This is a genomic window from Idiomarina fontislapidosi (assembly GCF_003226255.1).
GTDB classification, from domain to species: Bacteria; Pseudomonadota; Gammaproteobacteria; order Enterobacterales; family Alteromonadaceae; genus Idiomarina; species Idiomarina fontislapidosi.
Map to the genome: position 1 here is coordinate 42,247 of NZ_QJST01000012.1, position 17,673 is coordinate 59,919.

Consider the following 17,673-nt stretch of genomic DNA (forward strand, 5'->3'; position numbering starts at 1 on the left):
AAGGCTCGTATTAAACTTTAGCAGAAGCGCGTTGCTTCATCGCTTGATACCAGCGGTATAAATTAGGACGACTATCATCAACGCGAAGGTTAACAACCTTACCAAAGTCGACCGAACAAAAAGCATTGATGTCAGCCACGGTGAGCTGACCGCAGGCAATAAAGTCTTTACCCTCGAGCTGGTCGTTCAGAAAATCAAAAAAGCGCTCGGCTTCCTTGATATTGTGCTGACCCCACTCGCGAATTGGCTGCATGCGGTGCTTGAAATAATCGGTGGTGTGCTGAAAACCCATGCCAATAGGATAGAACAGATAAAAGTCTATCCAGCGCGTCCACTGTTCGATAATCGCTTTATCGTTGGCATTCTCACCGAGTAGTTTGGGCGTATCTGGGAACTGGTTCTCAAAATAATGACAAATTGCCGTGGTTTCGCACACATAGGTCCCGTCATCAAGTTCTAACACGGGTACTTTTTGCATCGGATTTTTTGCCTTGAAGGATTCACTCAGGTTTTCGCCTTTTGCTAAATCAATCTCGACGCGCTCGACTTTATCGAGCAAGCCCTTTTCGGCTAAATACATTCTCACACGGCGTGGGTTAGGGGCTTTCGCCATTTCGTATAACTTCATTGATTAGACTCCATGTTGTTGTTTTTAGGCGGTCCAAGTGCGCTTTAACTTATCAGCAAATGCAATAAAACGCTCGCGCATGGTTTGGCGCACTTTGATATCAATAGAAGAGAGTACGGAATAACCTGAAATATGGATGTGAACCTTAGGTTCTTGCACAGGCGCCTCGAGATGATTATCGAGAGAGCTGATGATGTTGGCGACATTACAGGTCACACGAGCAAACTCAGGTACGAAAATTTTGATGTCGCCCACAAGGTCGAGTAATTGAACATGAATCTCATTGCTCTCAAAGTGCGCATCAGTGAAGTCGATCTTGAGTGAACCAAGTACGCTGTAGGCTTTAATTTTAGCGGGTACTTGCCAAGCACCTTTCATGCTTTGCGATGAGAGTACCGCTACAATCGAGTGCTCGCTGCCGGCGAATATTTTGGTGGAGTGTGCGTCAAAGCGCGCGGCTTTGCTTTGCTCGTATTTCGCATCAACCTGCAGGGGCAAGTCTTCAACCAAGTCGGCGAGCTGCTGATGAGTCGTGGAATCAAATGCGTGATCGAGTCGCGCCTCAAAAGCCTCTTGCGATAACTCACCATGACTGTAATTCATAACCAGTTGGTCTATCACCTCTTCGCGGACTTTATCCAGCGGACGGTCTTCAAATTTTACAGCCATAATGGCTCCAAATGTTAATAAGATGTTTAGTTATAAAAGTATGGATCGCTTCGAGCGCTTTTCAAAGCACATTTTTACACATTTCATACAAATGCTAGTATTAAAGTTAGAATGGAGCGGCAGGCGCCGCTCTATTCATTATTGTAACGACGGAAGCTTGTTCAGTAGCGCTGGAGGTAGTTTTGACACCAAAGCGCTGCGGAGCGGGTGCCAGAACACCGACACAAGCAGTAAGCCGGCACCGACGATTAGCCCCATAACCGCACTGCCTAAGTCCACCAAACCGACACTGGTGAGTACCTGACTGAAGATAAAGATCACGTACGCGAGCGCAGAAACCATTAATGCGCGACGGTCGATAATCAGTGACACAACACTTAAAACCAAGTAAAGCACCAGTGTGGCTGCTGCCTGAGTGACACCAATTTCAAAATCACTGCCAAGGATCACATTGAACAACGGGTGGATCATCAGTGGTGCTGCCAGCAGATGAAGCCAAAATGCGACATCCGAACGGCGACTGGTGCGATCAACGTCTGAGGCATCCCAGTACATGGCAATGCCAAAAGTCACCAGCCCGCCCGTCATGATCACTAAGTCAATTAAGATACTGTCTAACAGCCAGGTGGTGCTTAAGAACGACACAATGATACCAATGACCGTAGCGACCCCAGCCGCGAGTGTGATAGGAACGCGGAACCGGAACCAATGCGCTGTGGCAACCGCACTGCTGGCAATAAACGCAACACCACTGGCGATGTCGGGTCGTACTGCCATGGCAAGCAATTGCATAATCACGCCACCCAAAGTGCCGCCCAACGCGGTAACTAATAGCACGATGGATGGCAGTGCCATATGTCGGCGACGGGTGAAGTATTCCGACAACAGCCAACTTGCAACGGCCACTAGACCACCACCGATCAGCGGCGATACGGTATTACCAATTGTCCAGAGACCGGCTAACGCAATCACTGCGGCGATCACGACAAAAATGTCGTTAAATCCGTGCACTAAAGGAATATATTCTTGATCCTGATTGAGCACGCCACCGCGTTGTTGTTGTATAAAATCACGAAACGCATTCGCCGTTTGTTTAGGCATGACGCCCGCTTCTACAGCCGCGCGAATATCTTTGTCACTGTACATGTCAACGCCCTCATAATGACTTTGATTAAACAATAATCACGCGCGCGTAGAAAAGCGAATCTGCTTTGTTACAAACTGTAAGCGGTGAAACAAATCCGGCGCGGCGACTGTGCCGAGTGCAAAAGAGTGACGCGATCTTGATATAAAGTTGATGTACTCTGGTTAGAATGAATCATTTAAATGAGGAGCATGAACAATGAAAACTGATATACAGGGCACTGAGCAAGACTACGCGGAAGAAACATTAACGTTTGAGCAAGTCAGTGAGCTATCGGGTGATGTTGTGCTTGAGTTCGGTGCGCCATGGTGTGGATATTGTCAGGCTGCACAACCGGCGATAACAGCGGCGGTTAACGAACAGAAGGCGATGCGCCACATAAAAATATATGACGGCAAGGGTAAGCCGTTGGGCAGGGCATTTAAAGTGAAGCTTTGGCCCACATTGATATTTTTGCGTGATGGCCAGGAAGTCGCGCGCATCGCAAGGCCATCGAGCGCGGATGAGATCCGTCAGTTAATTGCAAAAAGCGATTAGCGCGTAACACGGCAAGGATAGACGACGAGGAGGGTAAGCATTTGGATGTTATTAGGAGAGTGGTGTCCAGAGGCGGAATCGAAAAGATCTTTCAACTTTACTCACTCCTAATGAAAAAGACGATACAGCGACAATCGTACAAATAAGAATCGTTTGTAATATAAGGTTTGGGTGTAATCCAGTCTTAATGATCATGTAGCGTTCATATTATGGCGACTTTTTAGTCACATCAGTTTTGCTAGCCTCGCAGCGATCCATAAAAAATGACAGTGGGTGTGAGAGGGTAACAACATGAGTAGACAATTTAGTACGGTATGGTGGCTTGCGCTGTGGGCAGCTTTGGTCAGTTTTCCATTTTTTACCTACGCAGCAGAATCGCCCGGGGCGTTGACTTTTATCATTAAAGATCAGACCACAGACAGGCCGCTGGCGAATGTGGCGATTACGCTGATAGAGCGGGAAACAAGATCTACAAAGTCGATAGAAACTGACGCCGAGGGCCGTGTCATCATTGAACAACTCGATCCGGGCTTATATTCCGTGGCTGTGAATAAAAGCGGGTTTGCATCACTTTATGAGCCGAGTGTGCGCGTGGTGACGCGGAAAAACCTCAAAATTACGTTTGAACTGCTCGAAGTTAGAGCGGAGGCTTTAGAAAGAATCTCGGTCGAAGGTCAGCGAGCTGAGGCTTATGCATCCGCTAGCAGCACCTACTTGGACAGAGAAGCGTTGCGCAGTGCCGTTGGAGGAGGAGCCGATCCGCTGCTCTCCTTGGACGGCTTGCCGGGCTTGGCATCCGCCAGTGAATTTGCCAGTTTTAGTGTTCGCGGCCGCGGACCCAGAGATAATTTGCTGTTCGTTGACGAGTTTCCTTTTGATAAAGCAATTCACTTTGATGCAACGTTAGGTGAAGAGGAAGATGTTGGCGGTGGTGGTCGTTTCTCGATTTTTGCACCCAACGTCATCAGTGGTGCCGAGTTCTCGCCGGGTGGCTGGAGCGCCGCTTATGGCGGCCGGGCTGCGTCGCTACTCAAACTGGAAGTGGCTGACGGAAACCCAAGCCCTTCCGCTAGCTTTCGCTACGATCTGGCAGGCTATGAAGTGGGCTATGACGGCCCTAGCGGTATTACCGAAGATGCCACAATGCTGGTCTCGGCACGGCGACTGGATTTTGGTTCGCTGTTCGAAACTATCGACGAGCTCGACATTGGCGAACCGGTGTTGAGAGATGTCATCATCAAGTCGGTCACCCCCATTAACGATAAACACACGTTAGAGGTGTTGCTTATCGACACTCACGAAGATTATACGCGCGGCGTGACTCACGTAGCCGAATCGCCTAATTTTGAAGATGTTGCGTTGCAAGACTCTGAGCAAGACAGTGACCTGTACGGTCTGACGTTGCGCTCGTGGGTTGGTGACGACTCGGTGTGGAGTAACAAGATCTACTATCGCCAAAGCGATAAACTGAGCTCCGAAGGCGAGGCGTTCCCTGATCTGGTACCCGAGGGCTCACCCGCGTCCAGCTTTCCGGTACGTGAAAACATCATTACCATCGGTGAAGGTGAAACGGAGATTGGCTGGCGCAGCGACTTTGAAACATTGAACCAATGGGGCGTATTAAGTGCCGGTATTCGATTAACCCAGCTTGAGCTGGATTATGATACGGTTTTGGATGGTACCTGGACTCGGTTTGTTTATGACGACGATGACTTCAGAGCCGACCCGGATCAAAAGTATATCGTGTTGACGCCTGAGAACATCAATTCGTCACTGAACCGGAAAGAAACCAATTATGCGGGTTATGTCGAGCAGGTTTTTGAGCGCGGCGATTGGGATTTTAGCACGGGACTGAGGTTAGAGCGGGACGGCTTTGCAGACGAAAGCCTGGTCTCGCCTCGCTTTAGCGTTAACTGGCGGCCGAGTGCAAAAGTACGATACTTTGCGACTGCTGGCCTCTTTCATCAGTCACCTCGGTTTTTAGAGCTGGCCGCAAACGAGTCGAACAACCTTAAGAACGAGGACATCAGGCACAGTAGTGTCGGTTTTCAGTTTTTTCCTAGTGAGCGTTGGTCGGTGTTAACGGAAGCCTATTATCAAAGCCTCGATAATCTGGTGGTGGATCTGGATCGCGCAAACGGAACCTTTGCCAACATTGGCGAGGGCTCGTCCTACGGTGTGGATATTGTCGCAAACGGCATGATCAGAGAGGGTTTATACGCGACCGCAACATACTCCTATAATGATGCGGTCGTCGACCGCAAAGATGGTCGCGGTGATGTAGCGGCTGAGTTTAGTCGTGAGCATGTTGCCACGCTCGGTTTGACCTGGGAAATTAACGACCGCTGGAAAGTGGCGGGTCGCTACAAATACCTGTCCGGTCGGCCTGATGATCAATTTATCATTCATGCTGACGTGTTGGGACCGGGGCAACCGGTGCGCTATTCAAAAGAAATCACCGAGCGTAATATCGGTCGTAAAAGCGGTTCCGGCTTGTTCAATGTCCGCGTTGACTATCGGCGTGCGTTTGGCCCAATCGATGTAACGGCCTTTCTAGACGTTATCAACGTAACGGCAGCGTCCTCGAGCGACGACGCAGAGTTTGACTATCGACGAGGTGTGCAAGTAAAAGACGAAAGCGAAGCAGAGCCTCTGATTGGCCTGCGAGTGGATTATGCCTGGTAAAGGAGAATAACAAATGGCACACGTTCTTGGTGCAGAGCCTAGCAGAGTGTTGATTGTCGAAGACAATCGCGACATCTGCGGCAACATTGCGGCATACCTCGAAAAGCATTGTTACCTACTGGATTTTGCCTACGATGGTATCAGTGCATTGCACCTGGCGTTGACTCACCCATTTGACGTGATTGTTCTCGATCTTATGCTTCCAGGGATGGATGGCTTAAGCTTTTGTCAAAAGTTGCGTGCTGAGGGCAATTTAGATACGCCGGTACTTATGCTGACGGCGAGAGACACATTGGATGATAAAATTAAGGGGTTCGCAGCGGGAGCGGACGACTATTTAGTGAAACCTTTCGCCTTACAGGAACTGCATGCACGACTGCAGGCGCTTCGTAAACGCAACCGCGGAAGAACCGACAACCTGTTAACGGTGGGGGACTTGACCTTGAACCGCTCCACCCGACAAGTTCATCGCGCGGGACAACGAATCGAGCTCAACCCTGCGGGCATGAAACTGCTGCAGCGACTGATGGAGGAGGCACCCTCGGTTGTTACACGTGATGCGCTCGAAACCTTATTGTGGGCTGATGAGCCGCCAGACGGTGACGCACTTCGATCGCATATGTACAAACTGCGGCAGGCGATTGATCGGCCATTTGAGCGAGCCTTAATTCACACCGTACATCGTATTGGGTACCGAATCGCAGAAGGTGCTGAGTAATGTATCGGCACAGTTTGCGTAAGCGTGTCGCGATTGCATTTGCTATTTGTGTGGCGGTGCTTAGCGTGGTCTGGGGGTTTGCCTTTTTCGCCGCGATTAAGTTAAGCGAAGACCGTGTTATGACGCATCAGCTACAGCGTGCCGTTGAGAGCTACCCGTCCATGCCAATAAACCTGCGCGGATACGAATCGATTGAGAGCTTGCCGGCATCCATCAGGCCGTGGGCACGAACAAACCCCGGTGAGGGGATTTACGAGTTTGAGAAAGAAGAGTTACATGTTGCGGTAATACCCGGTGGTGAAGAACAACGACACGCCTTTGTGGTGTTCGATGTTGCCGGTATTGAGGCGGAGTCCTCAGAGGATTGGTGGTGGCTCCTGGTGATCACCGGCGTTGTGGGTACGTTAGGGATTCTTGGTTTTGGGCTGGGGATTGTTGTTATGCGCAGGGCTGTTGCGCCAGTCGCGCACCTGGCCAAAGCTGTTGCCAACATTGATCCTAAGCAGCTGTCGGTTGATGATCATAAACGCATCGCGTCCGGCCGGTTCGGTGACGATGAGGTTGGGCTGCTCGCCAGAACCATTGAGCAAACTCTAAAGCGCATCAGTGCGTTTGTCGAGAGAGAGCGTTACTTTACTAGTTCAGCCAGCCACGAGTTACGCACCCCCATTACAGTGATAACTGGAGCGCTTGAGCTGCTTGAGCAAAGTGATTTACCCGCCGATGACGTAAAAGCTTTAGAGCGCGTGAGAAGAGCCACACTCGACATGAGAACGACCATTGAAATGTTTTTATGCCTATCTCGGGAGATGGACGATGGGCTGTATAACCAACAATTCTTAGTCATGCCGCTGGTAAACCAGGCCGTTGAGCAACAGCACTATCTGTTAAAAGACAAATTCGTCAGCGTGGATATAGAGGAACTCGCAAACCCAACCGTTTGCGGGCATCCACAAGCTTTCTATATCGCCGTGAATAACCTGATACGTAATGCGTTTGAACATACGCTTAGCGGACATGGGCCCATCACGGTTCGCGTTAAGCAGAATGAGCTGTTAGTCACCAATCAGGTGAGTAGTGTCGCTAACGAGCAGACCCCATCAGCCGAGGCATCATCTAACGGGTATGGTCTCGGGTTAGGTATCGTGGAGCGGCTGTGCGAGCGCAACGGGTGGTCCTTTTCGCTGCTCTTTGGTGAGCAGCGTGTGATGGCCCGGCTTTCTTGGTGATAGTCTAGAGAGTCGATCAGACAAAAAAGCCCCGCTATTGCTAGCAGGGCTTTTTCAGAATAGTGGTGCCCGGAGGCGGAATCGAACGCGTCGTGCAACAGCACCGACACGCGTGTCGGTATGCAGATACAAAAAAGCCCCGCTATTGCTAGCAGGGCTTTTTCAGAATAGTGGTGCCCGGAGGCGGAATCGAACCACCGACACGAGGATTTTCAATCCTCTGCTCTACCGACTGAGCTATCCGGGCGACGAGGCGTATTAAACGTTTTTTTCGTCTTCGAGTCAACCGCTTTTCTTAGGTTTTTTACCGTTTGGTCAGTAAATCACCGTTTTGCGGTTAATCTACGCGCAAATAGGTGCTGCCCGCCAAACATTTCTCGTAAAAGTTAGTCCAGCGCACGCCTTCACGCGGTTGCAGGTGACCTTTACGTACCTGACGATCAATATGCTTTTTAACCGTCTTAGCCATATATTCGGTGTTGTATTGCATCGTCGTCAGCACTTTTTCAGCGGATGTACCCGGTACAACTTCCTCAATATAAAAGTCACCTGGTTCGTCGTCATGACAATACACGTGCACTTCGGTTAAACGGCCAAACAAGTTATGCATGTCACCCATGACATCCTGATAGGCGCCCGTTAAGAATAAACCAACATGATAGGCTTCATCCTTCTTCAGTTTATGCATCGGGATGTTTTCACGAATTTCTGTGCCTTCAATGTACTTACTCAGCTTACCGTCACTGTCGCAGGTAATATCAGCAATAGAGCAACGCACTTCGGGCTTCTCGTCAAGGCGCGAGATAGGCACAATCGGCAGTACTTGACCAATTGCCCAGGTGTCCGCAGCTGACTGGAAAATCGAGAAGTTACACAGGTACTGACTCGCCAGCATGTCTTCAAGCTCATCCAGCTCTTGAATAAAAGCACTTTCTTCATCAAGGCCGGTGTGGATATCGGCGAGAATACGCCAATACATGGTATCTAGCTTAGCCATCTCTTTCAGCGAGAGGATACCGAGCTTAAATGCCTCGTATGCGCTTTGCTTGTAGCCTGCCGCGTCGTTATAGCGCTCTTGAGGGTGATATTGTGCGCCATTAATGAATAGGTCGCGCATGTTTTTCACCAAGATGTGCTCATCCTCGGTGGCACTCAAGTCAAAGTCGGTGCCTGATGGGTTTACTTCACCCACAATATTCGAGACCACACAGCTGTGATGCGCGGTCATGGCACGGCCACTTTCGCTAACGATATTAGGATGAGGGACGTTCTCGAGGTCACAGACCTGCTTAATGCCCCATACCACGTCGGCAACATATTCCTCGGTTGAGTAGTTACGCGATGAGTCGGTGGTAGAACTGGTGCCGTCGTAATCGATGCCCAAACCGCCACCGATGTCTAAGTACTCAAGTTCAACGCCTTCTTGTACCAATTTGGCGTACAAACGCGCGCCCTCAGATACCGCTTCTTTAATTTTGCGAATATCCGAGAGCTGACTGCCGATATGAAAGTGTAATAACTTCGCGCAATGCAGCATGTCTTCTTCGCGCAAACGTTCAATGGCATTAAGAATTTCGGCAATACTCAGACCAAACTTAGCGCGATCGCCGCTTGAGCCCGCCCATTTACCGGAGCTACGCACCATCATTTTTGAGCGCAAGCCAATCATTGGCTCAACACCGAGCTGCTTCGCAAGCGGGATCAGCATTTCGAGTTCACTGAACTTCTCGACAACGATGATCATCTTACGCTTCAACTGACGTCCAAGCAGCGCCAATGTCAGGTAGTCTTTATCTTTGTAGCCATTTAAGACTGTGAGCGCCTCGGGATTGTCATTATAGGCCATGACAGCCATGAGCTCTGGCTTAGAACCCGCCTCTAATCCATAGTTGTAGGGTTCGCCTGCGTCCATGATCTCTTCGACCACCTCGCGCATCTGGTTGACCTTAATCGGGAACACACCACAGTACTTGCCCTTGTATTCAGCTTCTTCAATACATTTGCTGAACGTTTCATTTATAATCTCAACCTGAGATCGCAGAATGTCGTGAAAACGAATCACTGCCGGTAACTCAATACCTTCAGCAATAATTTCATCCACGACTTCGCGCATGTCGATGGTGATATCCGGTAAACGATGGTTGGGTGCAATTTTGATGTTACCGTTCTCGCCAATCGAGAAATAACCTGCGCCCCAACGATTCACACCGTAAAGTTCTTCAGCTTGGTCGATAGTCCAATCTGCCATCGGCTTATGCTCCTGCTTGCTCAAGGGTTAACAATACTTCGCGAACAATTTTTGCTGCGAATACATCTGAGTTGCCCGTTGGGTCAATTTTGGGGGATAACTCAACAATATCTGCGCCAATAAAGTTTTTCTCGCGCAGGATCTTCATCAAACTGACGAATGAATGAAAGTCCTCTCCCCCCGGTTCTGGTGTGCCTGTACCGGGCATAAAGGCCGGGTCAAAGTAGTCAAGGTCGAGTGTCAGATAAATAGGGCGGTCGCCGGCTATGTCCTGAACTGACTTAAGAAAGTCCTGACGTGACTTGCGGATCGTGCCTTGTTGGTTCATCCAGGTGTATTCGTCTCGGGTACCTGAGCGGATGCCGTACTGAATGAGTTGGTGTTCGGGACCAAAATGGTCGACCACGCGACGGATAATCGACGCGTGCGAGAAATGATAGCCCAAGAAGCCATCTCGCAAATCCGCGTGTGCATCGAGGTGCAACAATACCATATTGGGGTATTGCTTAAGATGCTTGACGATAGGGGCATACGAAATCGAATGCTCACCCCCTAAGGTGATGAGCTTGGTCTTAGTTGCCGCTAAATCAAGCGGTTCAAAAATCTGATTAAAGTCATTATTGGCGTGGTGCCATTGTGCTTCGACATCGTCGTCAAAACCCAAGCGCAGGTTACCCAAGTCAAAAAACTCGTAATCTTCCAGATCGGCATCCAGATAGGGGGAATAAGACTCTATATCTTCTGAGACCGAGCGAAGTCCATCAGGACCTTCTTTGGTTCCCTTACGAAAACATGCGGTTCCATCAAAGCCAAAGCCAATGATGTGGATACTGCCAGGATGGATCGAAAATGAACGTTCGGCGCCAAAAAATGGGCGAACAGGATCATTGGTAGCCACTGGTAGTGAAATTTCTGACATGGGCACAATACCTTACTTACGCTTTATCGACCGTGGCTTTATGGCGATCTTTTTTGATCGGGTTAAACCATTTGGTCTGTATATCTATTAATTCCTGGCTCAGCACTTTGCGCTTGACCCAAGTGTCTTCGAGCGGGGTGGTGACCAGCTCGTTTCTCTCAATACCGGCCATCACGCCGGTAATTCCTTCTTGCACTAGTTGTACGGCATAAACGCCTAAACGGGTCGCTAAAATACGATCCATTGCGGTAGGACGCCCACCGCGTTGCACGTGGCCGAGTAAACAGGGGCGGCAAGGGAAGTTCAGTCGATCTTCTAATTGCTCCGCCAAACGTACGGCGCCACCGGGCCATTGGTTTTCGCAGAGTACCATCACGTAGCTCGAGTCGCCTCGTACGCGATTAACACCTTCGACGTGTTTAACCAATGCATCGATGGTGAGCGGTTTATCTTTTTGTAACTCAGGCAAAATCATACGTTCGGCACCACTCGCCATGGCGCTACTGATAGCAATATAGCCTGCATTACGGCCCATCACCTCGACAATGAATACGCGGTCCATGGCTTCTGCTGTATCACGAATTTTATCGAGTGCGTCCATCGCGGTTTCTACCGCGGTGTCATAGCCTATCGTGTGGTCAGTTCCGTAGAGATCGTTGTCGATGGTGCCGGGGATGCCAATAATAGGACCTTGCCAAAATTTAGCAAGGTGATTTGCACCTCTAAATGAACCGTCGCCACCAATGACAATAAACGCATCGACATGCTGAGCATCAAGATTGCGAGCCGCCTCGATACCCCCCTCATCGGATTTAAAACGTTCGCTACGCGCACTCTTTATAATAGTGCCCGAATACTGCAGTATATGTTCGACTTCATGACGACCGAGTTTCATATAGTCATTGTTCAGCAAGCCTTCATAACCATGACGAAAACCCACGACGTCGATGCCGTCGTGTTCAGCAGCTAATACCACTGCGCGTAGCGCGGCATTCATACCGGGCGCGTCGCCGCCGCTGGTAATTACGGCAATGCGTTCAATTGATCGACTAGATGACACCTGTTCTACTCCTTGCTATGGTCATTAGTGTAAGCTTACCGTTAGTAGTGTCGCTGACCAAGAGGAAATTTGATGAGCGAGCGTGATTGTCTGTTTGATTACAATGAACTGTTAGATTGGGCATCGGAATGCCTGCAAACGGCGGGTGCGTCTGGCGAAGTAGCGCGTCACGTGGCGTATTACCTTTTAGAAGGGGATTTGTTGGGTTATAGCACCCATGGACTTATCCGTCTCCTTAATAACTGCCAGTGGCTAGACCGTGGTGAGAGCCTGCCTAAAGGGCAACCTCAGGTATTGCAACAGCGGGCGGCAGTGGCCAACTGGGATGCTCAGCGCTTACCAGGGCCTTATGTTGTGCCGATGGCGATAAACGAAGCGATTCTTATGGCGAAGCAAGCGGGTACGGGGACTATCACCGTGCGCCGCAGTCAACATATTGCTTCGCTAGCCGCTTATTTAAGTCTCGCCACTGAGCAAGGGATGATGATAAGCCTTATGTGCTCGACCCCAGGACAGCGTGCGGTTGCGCCGTTTGGTGCTAAACAAGCGGTGTATTCGCCGAATCCGTTTGCAGTGGGTGTGCCGAGCTCAAGCGACCCTATTCTGTTGGATATCAGTTTATCCATGACTGCCGCAGGTAAGGTGCGCCAAGCAAAAGCGAATCAGCAAAAACTACCTTACAAAGCACTGGTGACCGAGCATGGCGAGTGGACGGATGATCCTGAGACCTTTTTCTCGGAGCCCGCAAGCGCCATTGCTCCCTTAGGTGGCGAGCTACTCGGTTATAAAGGGTATGGCTTAACCTTGTTCAGTGAGTTGTGGACGATGGCACTGGCACAGTATGGTCGTAGTCAGGGCAAAGACGAGGGGGATGCCAACACCGTTTGGATCCAAGTGATTGATCCCTCGGCATTTGGTGAGCAGAAAACCTTTATTGCGCAGGTCGATGAATTGATCCGCGATACGCTATCAGCCGAGGCTATTGATGCCAATAACCCCGTGCGTATTCCTGGTCATCAAGCGTTGGCGCGAAAACGACAACAGATGGAGCTGGGAGTACGTTATGCGCCCGCGACGCTCAAGGTGCTCAATAAATGCGCTGAGTTCTGTCAGCAACCGTTACCCAACGCAATCCGTTAAGGTTGTAGTCGCTGCACGACCCAATCGCCGTTACTTTCTAAGCGATACAAGAAACGGTCGTGCAGGCGATGTTCGCCACCTTGCCAAAACTCAACCTCGCTGGGTACGATGCGGTAACCGCCCCAGTGTTTAGGGCGCGGTACTTGCTTACCTTGGTACTGCTCAAGTTGATCCTGATAGTACTTTACGAGCTCATCACGACTGCCAATCGGCTGACTTTGGTTCGAAATCAGTGCAGCGATTTGACTCTCGAATGGGCGCGAATAAAAGTAATCGTCGTTTTGTTGTTCGCTGAGCGGCTCAGCATGACCACGGAAGTGCACCTGGCGCTCGAGTGCAAGCCACGCAAAGTGGCAGGATACCTTGGGGTTAAGTGCAAGGTCTTTGCCTTTATGGCTTTGCTTGTTGGTGAAAAAACGCAGTCCAGACTCGTCGAAACCTTTGAGTAGAACGATACGCTGACTCGGCTGACCTTGACTGTCAACGGTCGCCACGGTCATCGCAGTGGGGTCGCTATTTAAACCACACTCCACGGCATTGCTAAGCCAACTTTCGAATAATGTAAACGGCGTATTGGGTACGTCCGCTTCTGTTAAGTGCCCAATATTATAATCCCGACGAATGGACTGTAGATCCATGATAGCCTCGCAATTAAATGATATCTGAGTAGCGTTGTCTGATTTTTTCCATCGCATCAATGTGGTCAATCATAATCCCCACGAGCTCTGGGTCGAAAAACTCGCCCGAGTGCAGCGTGAGATAGTCAATGGCGGCACCTGTATCTTGCGCTTCGCGATAAGAACGTTGCGTCCGCAGTGCATCGTATTGACTAGTGATTGACAGGATACGCGCATTGATATCAATGGCTTTTCCCTTTTTCCGACTGGGAAAACCGCGTCCATCCCAACGCTCATGAATGTCCTGAGCAATACGGGCGGCAAGTTGAGCGATCTCGGTATCGGTTTGACTCAGGTAGTCATGGCCTTTGATCACATTACTCATAATTTCTTCGTAATCGTGAATCGAAAGGGCGTCGGCACTTTGCGCCAACTCCATTTGCACGGATACTTTGCCGATATCATAGACTGATGCCGCTTGTTTCAGCTTTTCAGCTTCCTCACTGCCGGCGCCTGTGGCAATTAATAATTGCCCCGCCATCTCTGCCGACCGTTTGACATGATGACTGATATTATCCACCGAGCGTTTTTCGATTGCTTCACCCACGGAGTAAAGTAATTCGCGTTGCGCTTCACGTTCTGTTTCGCGCAAATTCAAGTTGTCGATAGCAATAGAGCTATTATTCACAAATAGACCGAGCAAGTTTTGATCGAGCTCAGAAAGTTCGCGAACATCTTTGATGACCAATAGATATTGACGACCACCGGTGGTTTTGTAGAGACCATAGTAATCATTATTATGGATCCTAAAAACAACCGAACGCTCTAAGTTCTGTAATTCGTTAACCAGCGTCCAATCAATGTCTTGCGTGACCGATTGACCAACGGCTCGGGCGTAATCGCCGGTACCACCAATAATTTCAAACTCTTGGTTGTCACGCGTTTTAGCGGTCAAGCCGTGCGTACGACAGTACATGGCATCGTCAGAGTGCGTGATAAGGGCGACCAACTGTTCCAAAATACCTTGGCACAACGAGTGCATAGAGCGGGCGCTGAATACCTCGGCAGATGCGTTAATCACCTTTTCTAAGCCGCGTTTGTTGCGCTCAATAGCATTGAGATCGCGATATGCACGTAAGCATGAGTACATTAGGGTTACCAGCTTACGGTAGGTGAGTTCCGTCTTCTCTTTGTAGTCATCAATATCGTATCGGGCGATGACATCTTCTTCTGGGGCTTGGCCCGGTTGTCCAGTACGCAATACGATACGGATCAGGCGGTTCTGCAATTCTTGGCGGATCCAACGCGCCACATCGAGTCCGGCATGGTCGGTTTCCATCACGACATCAAGCAGTGTCATCGCGATCTGTTTATTATCTGCCAAAAATGCCTTCGCCTGTTCGCCTGAATAGACGGAATGAAACTTAAGTGGGCGGCCATCCAGTTTAAAGTCGGCGAGCGCCATCTTGGTGATGGTATGAATTTCTTCATCATCATCCACGATTAAAATTTCATAAGGAGGGGCTGTCGAGACAACCTCCTCCTCTGGCTCGTCCTCAGAAAATAGGAAATCATCATTCATTTGAAAATACCTGTTCACCAGCGACAAAGGTTTGTTCAACACCCACTTGCCAAATTTCTTTTGCATCAATGGCGAACGGGTCACGGTCTAAGACGATGAAGTCGGCCCATTTACCAGGTTCAATCGAACCGAGGGTGTCCTCTTGCCATCCAGCATACGCCGCATCGATGGTAAACGCACGTAGCGCTTGTTCAAGAGACATTGATTCTTCCGCGTACCAACCGCCGGCTGGCATGTCTTGGCGATCTTGGCGAGTCACGGCTGCATGCAAACCATAAAATGGGTTCGCAAGCTCTACTGGAAAATCAGAACCAGCAGCAATGATAGTCCCCTGCTCAAGTAAGGTATGCCACGCATATGCGCCTTCCATACGTGCCTTACCCAGTCGAGCTTCTGCCATATTTTTGTCACTTGTGGCGTGCGTTGGCTGCATTGAAGCGATGATATTTAAGTCTTTAAACCGGTTGAGGTCGTCAACGTTGACGATCTGCGCGTGTTCAATACGATTACGCAGGTTACGACCGCCTAGGGTTTGATAAAACTCGGCAAAGGCGTCAAGGGCAATACGGTTCGCACGGTCGCCAATGGCGTGAGTATTTATTTGGAAGCCATAAGGGATGATAAGCTCGTACAGTTGACGAATGTTATCAACCGAGGTGACCAACAGACCATGGTTGTCATGGTCGTCACTGTAAGGTTCTAGTAACGCCGCACCGCGACTGCCCAATGCGCCATCGGCATAGATTTTAACGCTACGAATAAACAGTTTGTCGTCATCACTGCGGTAAGGGCCCTCAGCAAGTAACTGGGGTAATTGCGGTTCAGTCGCTGCAATCATCGGATAGACGCGCATTGGCATGGCACCTTGATGTTGCATGCCTTTGTAAATTGACAGGTCGACGGCAGGCACACCCGCATCATGTACCGAGGTAATACCGACTGATAGCAAATGATCGAATGCTAACTGAAACGCTTGTTTCTTCTCACTGGCTGAAGGCTCTGGAATGTGCGCTTCAATTAAGTTCATTGCATTATCGATTAGAATACCGGTGGGATTGCCTTCAGCATCCTTAATAATCTGTCCGCCATCAGGCGCGACTGTCTCACTAGTGATACCTGCGACTTCGAGCGCTTTTGAGTTAAGCCATACCGCGTGAGCATCAACTCGCGTTAAAACGACAGGACGATCAGCTACGAATTCGTCGAGCTGTTTGGCGGTAGGAAAACGTTTACTCGGCCAGTTTTCTTGGTTCCAGCCACGCCCTTTAATCCATTTAAGGTCACCGTGCTGCTGGGCATACGCATTGACGGCGCTGACTGCATCAGAAGCCGATTTGCTCTCACGAAGATCAACTTGCAACAGGCTCAAACCTAATCCAAGCACATGGCCATGGGCATCGATAAGCCCCGGCAGTACGGTCTTACCGTTTAAATCAACCTGTTTGAAATTAGGAAATTGCTGCGTCAGGTTTGCGTCACCCATGGCGGTAAACTTGCCATTGCGGACGGCAAATGCGCTGAATTGCTCAAGTTGCGCATCCTGCCCAGCAGGGCTTGTTAGCGTGTATCCGTTAACATTTGTATAAACTGTCTGTGCTTTAATTGAGGTAGTTGATAGAGCACTGACCGCAATCAATGAGGTCAGAATTAAATGACTGAGTAATCTCATAATAATTCCCTGTAAATGAGCCGTTCGCTTACTATACAAGGTTTTTGCACGAATGCATAAAGTGCAAAGATCACATACCTGTTAATAAACTTAACAAATGGTCTAACAAAGCATATTAAATTGCTTGAAGACTTGCTCTGTTGTCTAATTCGGGTATGCTAAAAGTTAAATAGGCAAGGATTTTAAACGAGAGAAACCAGATGAAGATTTTAATAATTGATCCATCGTTCTTCATGCGTTCAGGGCTCATACAATTACTGACCAACTATGCAACACAGCCAGCAATTTACGAGGCTGATTCGTTTGCAGTCGCCGAGAACTATCTTAAGGCGGATGAGTTCAATATCATCTTCGTAGAGATGGAATTGCCCGATGAAGAAATCCGCCCGGCGTTACAGCGCCTTAAGCGACTCGCACCTTCCGCGCACTTGGTCCTTTTTACCAAGGCGAAGGCGATTGGTGATGTACGTCAAGTAATGGCGGCGGGTGTGCGTAGTTATTTACCCAAAGACGCTACCGCTGAACAGGCAAAGATGGCTATTCGTGGATTGTTAAACGGAGATCGCTATTTGCCAGACGATCCTAATCTTAACGAGCCCCGCAACAAAAGTAGCGGTGCCGAGAGCTTTTTATCGCCACGCCAACTTGAAATTATGCAGCTATTAGCTCAAGGTCTATCTAATAAAGAAATTGCAAACATTTTGGGTATTACAGAGGGTACTATCCGTGTCCATTTGTCTGCGATTTTTAAAGCGATTAAGGTATCGAACCGTACGGAAGCGACGCTTTGGTACTTATTACGTCAGAAAAAACTTGTTGATTAGTTGC

15 protein-coding genes and 1 tRNA gene are annotated in these 17,673 nt (G+C 49.4%); 6 read left to right on the top strand and 10 right to left on the bottom strand.

Annotation, left to right across the window (positions count from 1 at the left end; all coding sequences use genetic code 11):
- Positions 1–10: 10 nt before the first annotated feature.
- The 3 genes from DFP83_RS11225 to DFP83_RS11235 form a co-directional block, all read right to left on the bottom strand.
- On the bottom strand, positions 11–628 hold the full coding sequence (locus DFP83_RS11225; RefSeq protein ID WP_110575765.1) for a glutathione S-transferase family protein: 618 nt from the start codon (positions 626–628) through the stop codon (positions 11–13).
- 24 nt (positions 629–652) lie between these two features.
- The gene (locus DFP83_RS11230; protein ID WP_110575767.1) at positions 653–1,297 is read right to left on the bottom strand and encodes a DUF1707 SHOCT-like domain-containing protein; all 645 of its coding nucleotides are present in this window, start codon (positions 1,295–1,297) and stop codon (positions 653–655) included.
- A 138-nt stretch (positions 1,298–1,435) separates the two neighbouring features.
- Positions 1,436–2,443, bottom strand: a complete 1,008-nt coding sequence (locus DFP83_RS11235; protein ID WP_110575769.1) for a hypothetical protein — start codon at positions 2,441–2,443, stop codon at positions 1,436–1,438.
- Positions 2,444–2,639: 196 nt separating this feature from the next.
- Between DFP83_RS11235 and DFP83_RS11240 the strand changes: the two genes are divergently transcribed.
- From DFP83_RS11240 to DFP83_RS11255, 4 genes are all read left to right on the top strand, one after another.
- Positions 2,640–2,978 (top strand): thioredoxin family protein, encoded by a 339-nt coding sequence (locus tag DFP83_RS11240; protein WP_110575771.1) that lies wholly within the window; start codon positions 2,640–2,642, stop codon positions 2,976–2,978.
- Between the two features lie 291 nt (positions 2,979–3,269).
- Positions 3,270–5,663, top strand: a complete 2,394-nt coding sequence (locus tag DFP83_RS11245; RefSeq protein ID WP_110575773.1) for a TonB-dependent receptor — start codon at positions 3,270–3,272, stop codon at positions 5,661–5,663.
- A 13-nt stretch (positions 5,664–5,676) separates the two neighbouring features.
- Positions 5,677–6,381 (top strand): response regulator transcription factor, encoded by a 705-nt coding sequence (locus tag DFP83_RS11250; protein WP_110575775.1) that lies wholly within the window; start codon positions 5,677–5,679, stop codon positions 6,379–6,381.
- Complete coding sequence (locus DFP83_RS11255) at positions 6,381–7,610, top strand: sensor histidine kinase (RefSeq protein ID WP_110575777.1); 1,230 nt, start codon at positions 6,381–6,383, stop codon at positions 7,608–7,610. The genes DFP83_RS11250 and DFP83_RS11255 overlap by 1 nt, the downstream gene beginning before the upstream one ends.
- A 171-nt stretch (positions 7,611–7,781) precedes the next feature.
- Here the strand turns inward: DFP83_RS11255 and DFP83_RS11260 are convergent.
- From DFP83_RS11260 to DFP83_RS11275, 4 genes are all read right to left on the bottom strand, one after another.
- Positions 7,782–7,857: transfer RNA gene (locus DFP83_RS11260), tRNA-Phe, on the bottom strand.
- Positions 7,858–7,947: 90 nt separating this feature from the next.
- On the bottom strand, positions 7,948–9,858 hold the full coding sequence (gene speA, locus DFP83_RS11265; RefSeq protein ID WP_110575779.1) for a biosynthetic arginine decarboxylase: 1,911 nt from the start codon (positions 9,856–9,858) through the stop codon (positions 7,948–7,950).
- A 4-nt stretch (positions 9,859–9,862) separates the two neighbouring features.
- Positions 9,863–10,777 carry an agmatinase gene (speB, locus tag DFP83_RS11270; RefSeq protein WP_110575782.1) on the bottom strand — a complete coding sequence of 305 codons (915 nt, stop codon included), beginning with the start codon at positions 10,775–10,777 and terminating at the stop codon, positions 9,863–9,865.
- Between the two features lie 16 nt (positions 10,778–10,793).
- Positions 10,794–11,837, bottom strand: coding sequence for a 6-phosphofructokinase (locus DFP83_RS11275; protein ID WP_110575784.1), 1,044 nt, complete (start codon positions 11,835–11,837; stop codon positions 10,794–10,796).
- 72 nt (positions 11,838–11,909) lie between these two features.
- On the opposite strand from DFP83_RS11275, the gene DFP83_RS11280 reads away from it, so the two are divergent.
- Positions 11,910–12,977, top strand: a complete 1,068-nt coding sequence (locus DFP83_RS11280; protein WP_110575785.1) for an Ldh family oxidoreductase — start codon at positions 11,910–11,912, stop codon at positions 12,975–12,977.
- Here the strand turns inward: DFP83_RS11280 and pdxH are convergent.
- The 3 genes from pdxH to DFP83_RS11295 are packed head-to-tail and all read right to left on the bottom strand — an operon-like array spanning position 12,974 to position 16,845.
- A complete protein-coding gene (gene pdxH / locus DFP83_RS11285; RefSeq protein WP_110575787.1) occupies positions 12,974–13,615 on the bottom strand; it encodes a pyridoxamine 5'-phosphate oxidase in 642 nt (213 codons plus the stop codon). The two genes, DFP83_RS11280 and pdxH, sit on opposite strands and share 4 nt — an antisense overlap.
- A gap of 13 nt (positions 13,616–13,628) precedes the next feature.
- Positions 13,629–15,176 (bottom strand): response regulator, encoded by a 1,548-nt coding sequence (locus DFP83_RS11290; RefSeq protein ID WP_110575789.1) that lies wholly within the window; start codon positions 15,174–15,176, stop codon positions 13,629–13,631.
- On the bottom strand, positions 15,169–16,845 hold the full coding sequence (locus tag DFP83_RS11295) for an amidohydrolase (protein ID WP_181416410.1): 1,677 nt from the start codon (positions 16,843–16,845) through the stop codon (positions 15,169–15,171). The genes DFP83_RS11290 and DFP83_RS11295 overlap by 8 nt, the downstream gene beginning before the upstream one ends.
- 200 nt (positions 16,846–17,045) lie before the next feature.
- Between DFP83_RS11295 and DFP83_RS11300 the strand changes: the two genes are divergently transcribed.
- Entirely contained in the window at positions 17,046–17,669 is a 624-nt protein-coding gene (locus tag DFP83_RS11300) for a LuxR C-terminal-related transcriptional regulator (protein WP_110575792.1), read from the top strand.
- The last annotated feature ends 4 nt before the right edge of the window (positions 17,670–17,673 follow it).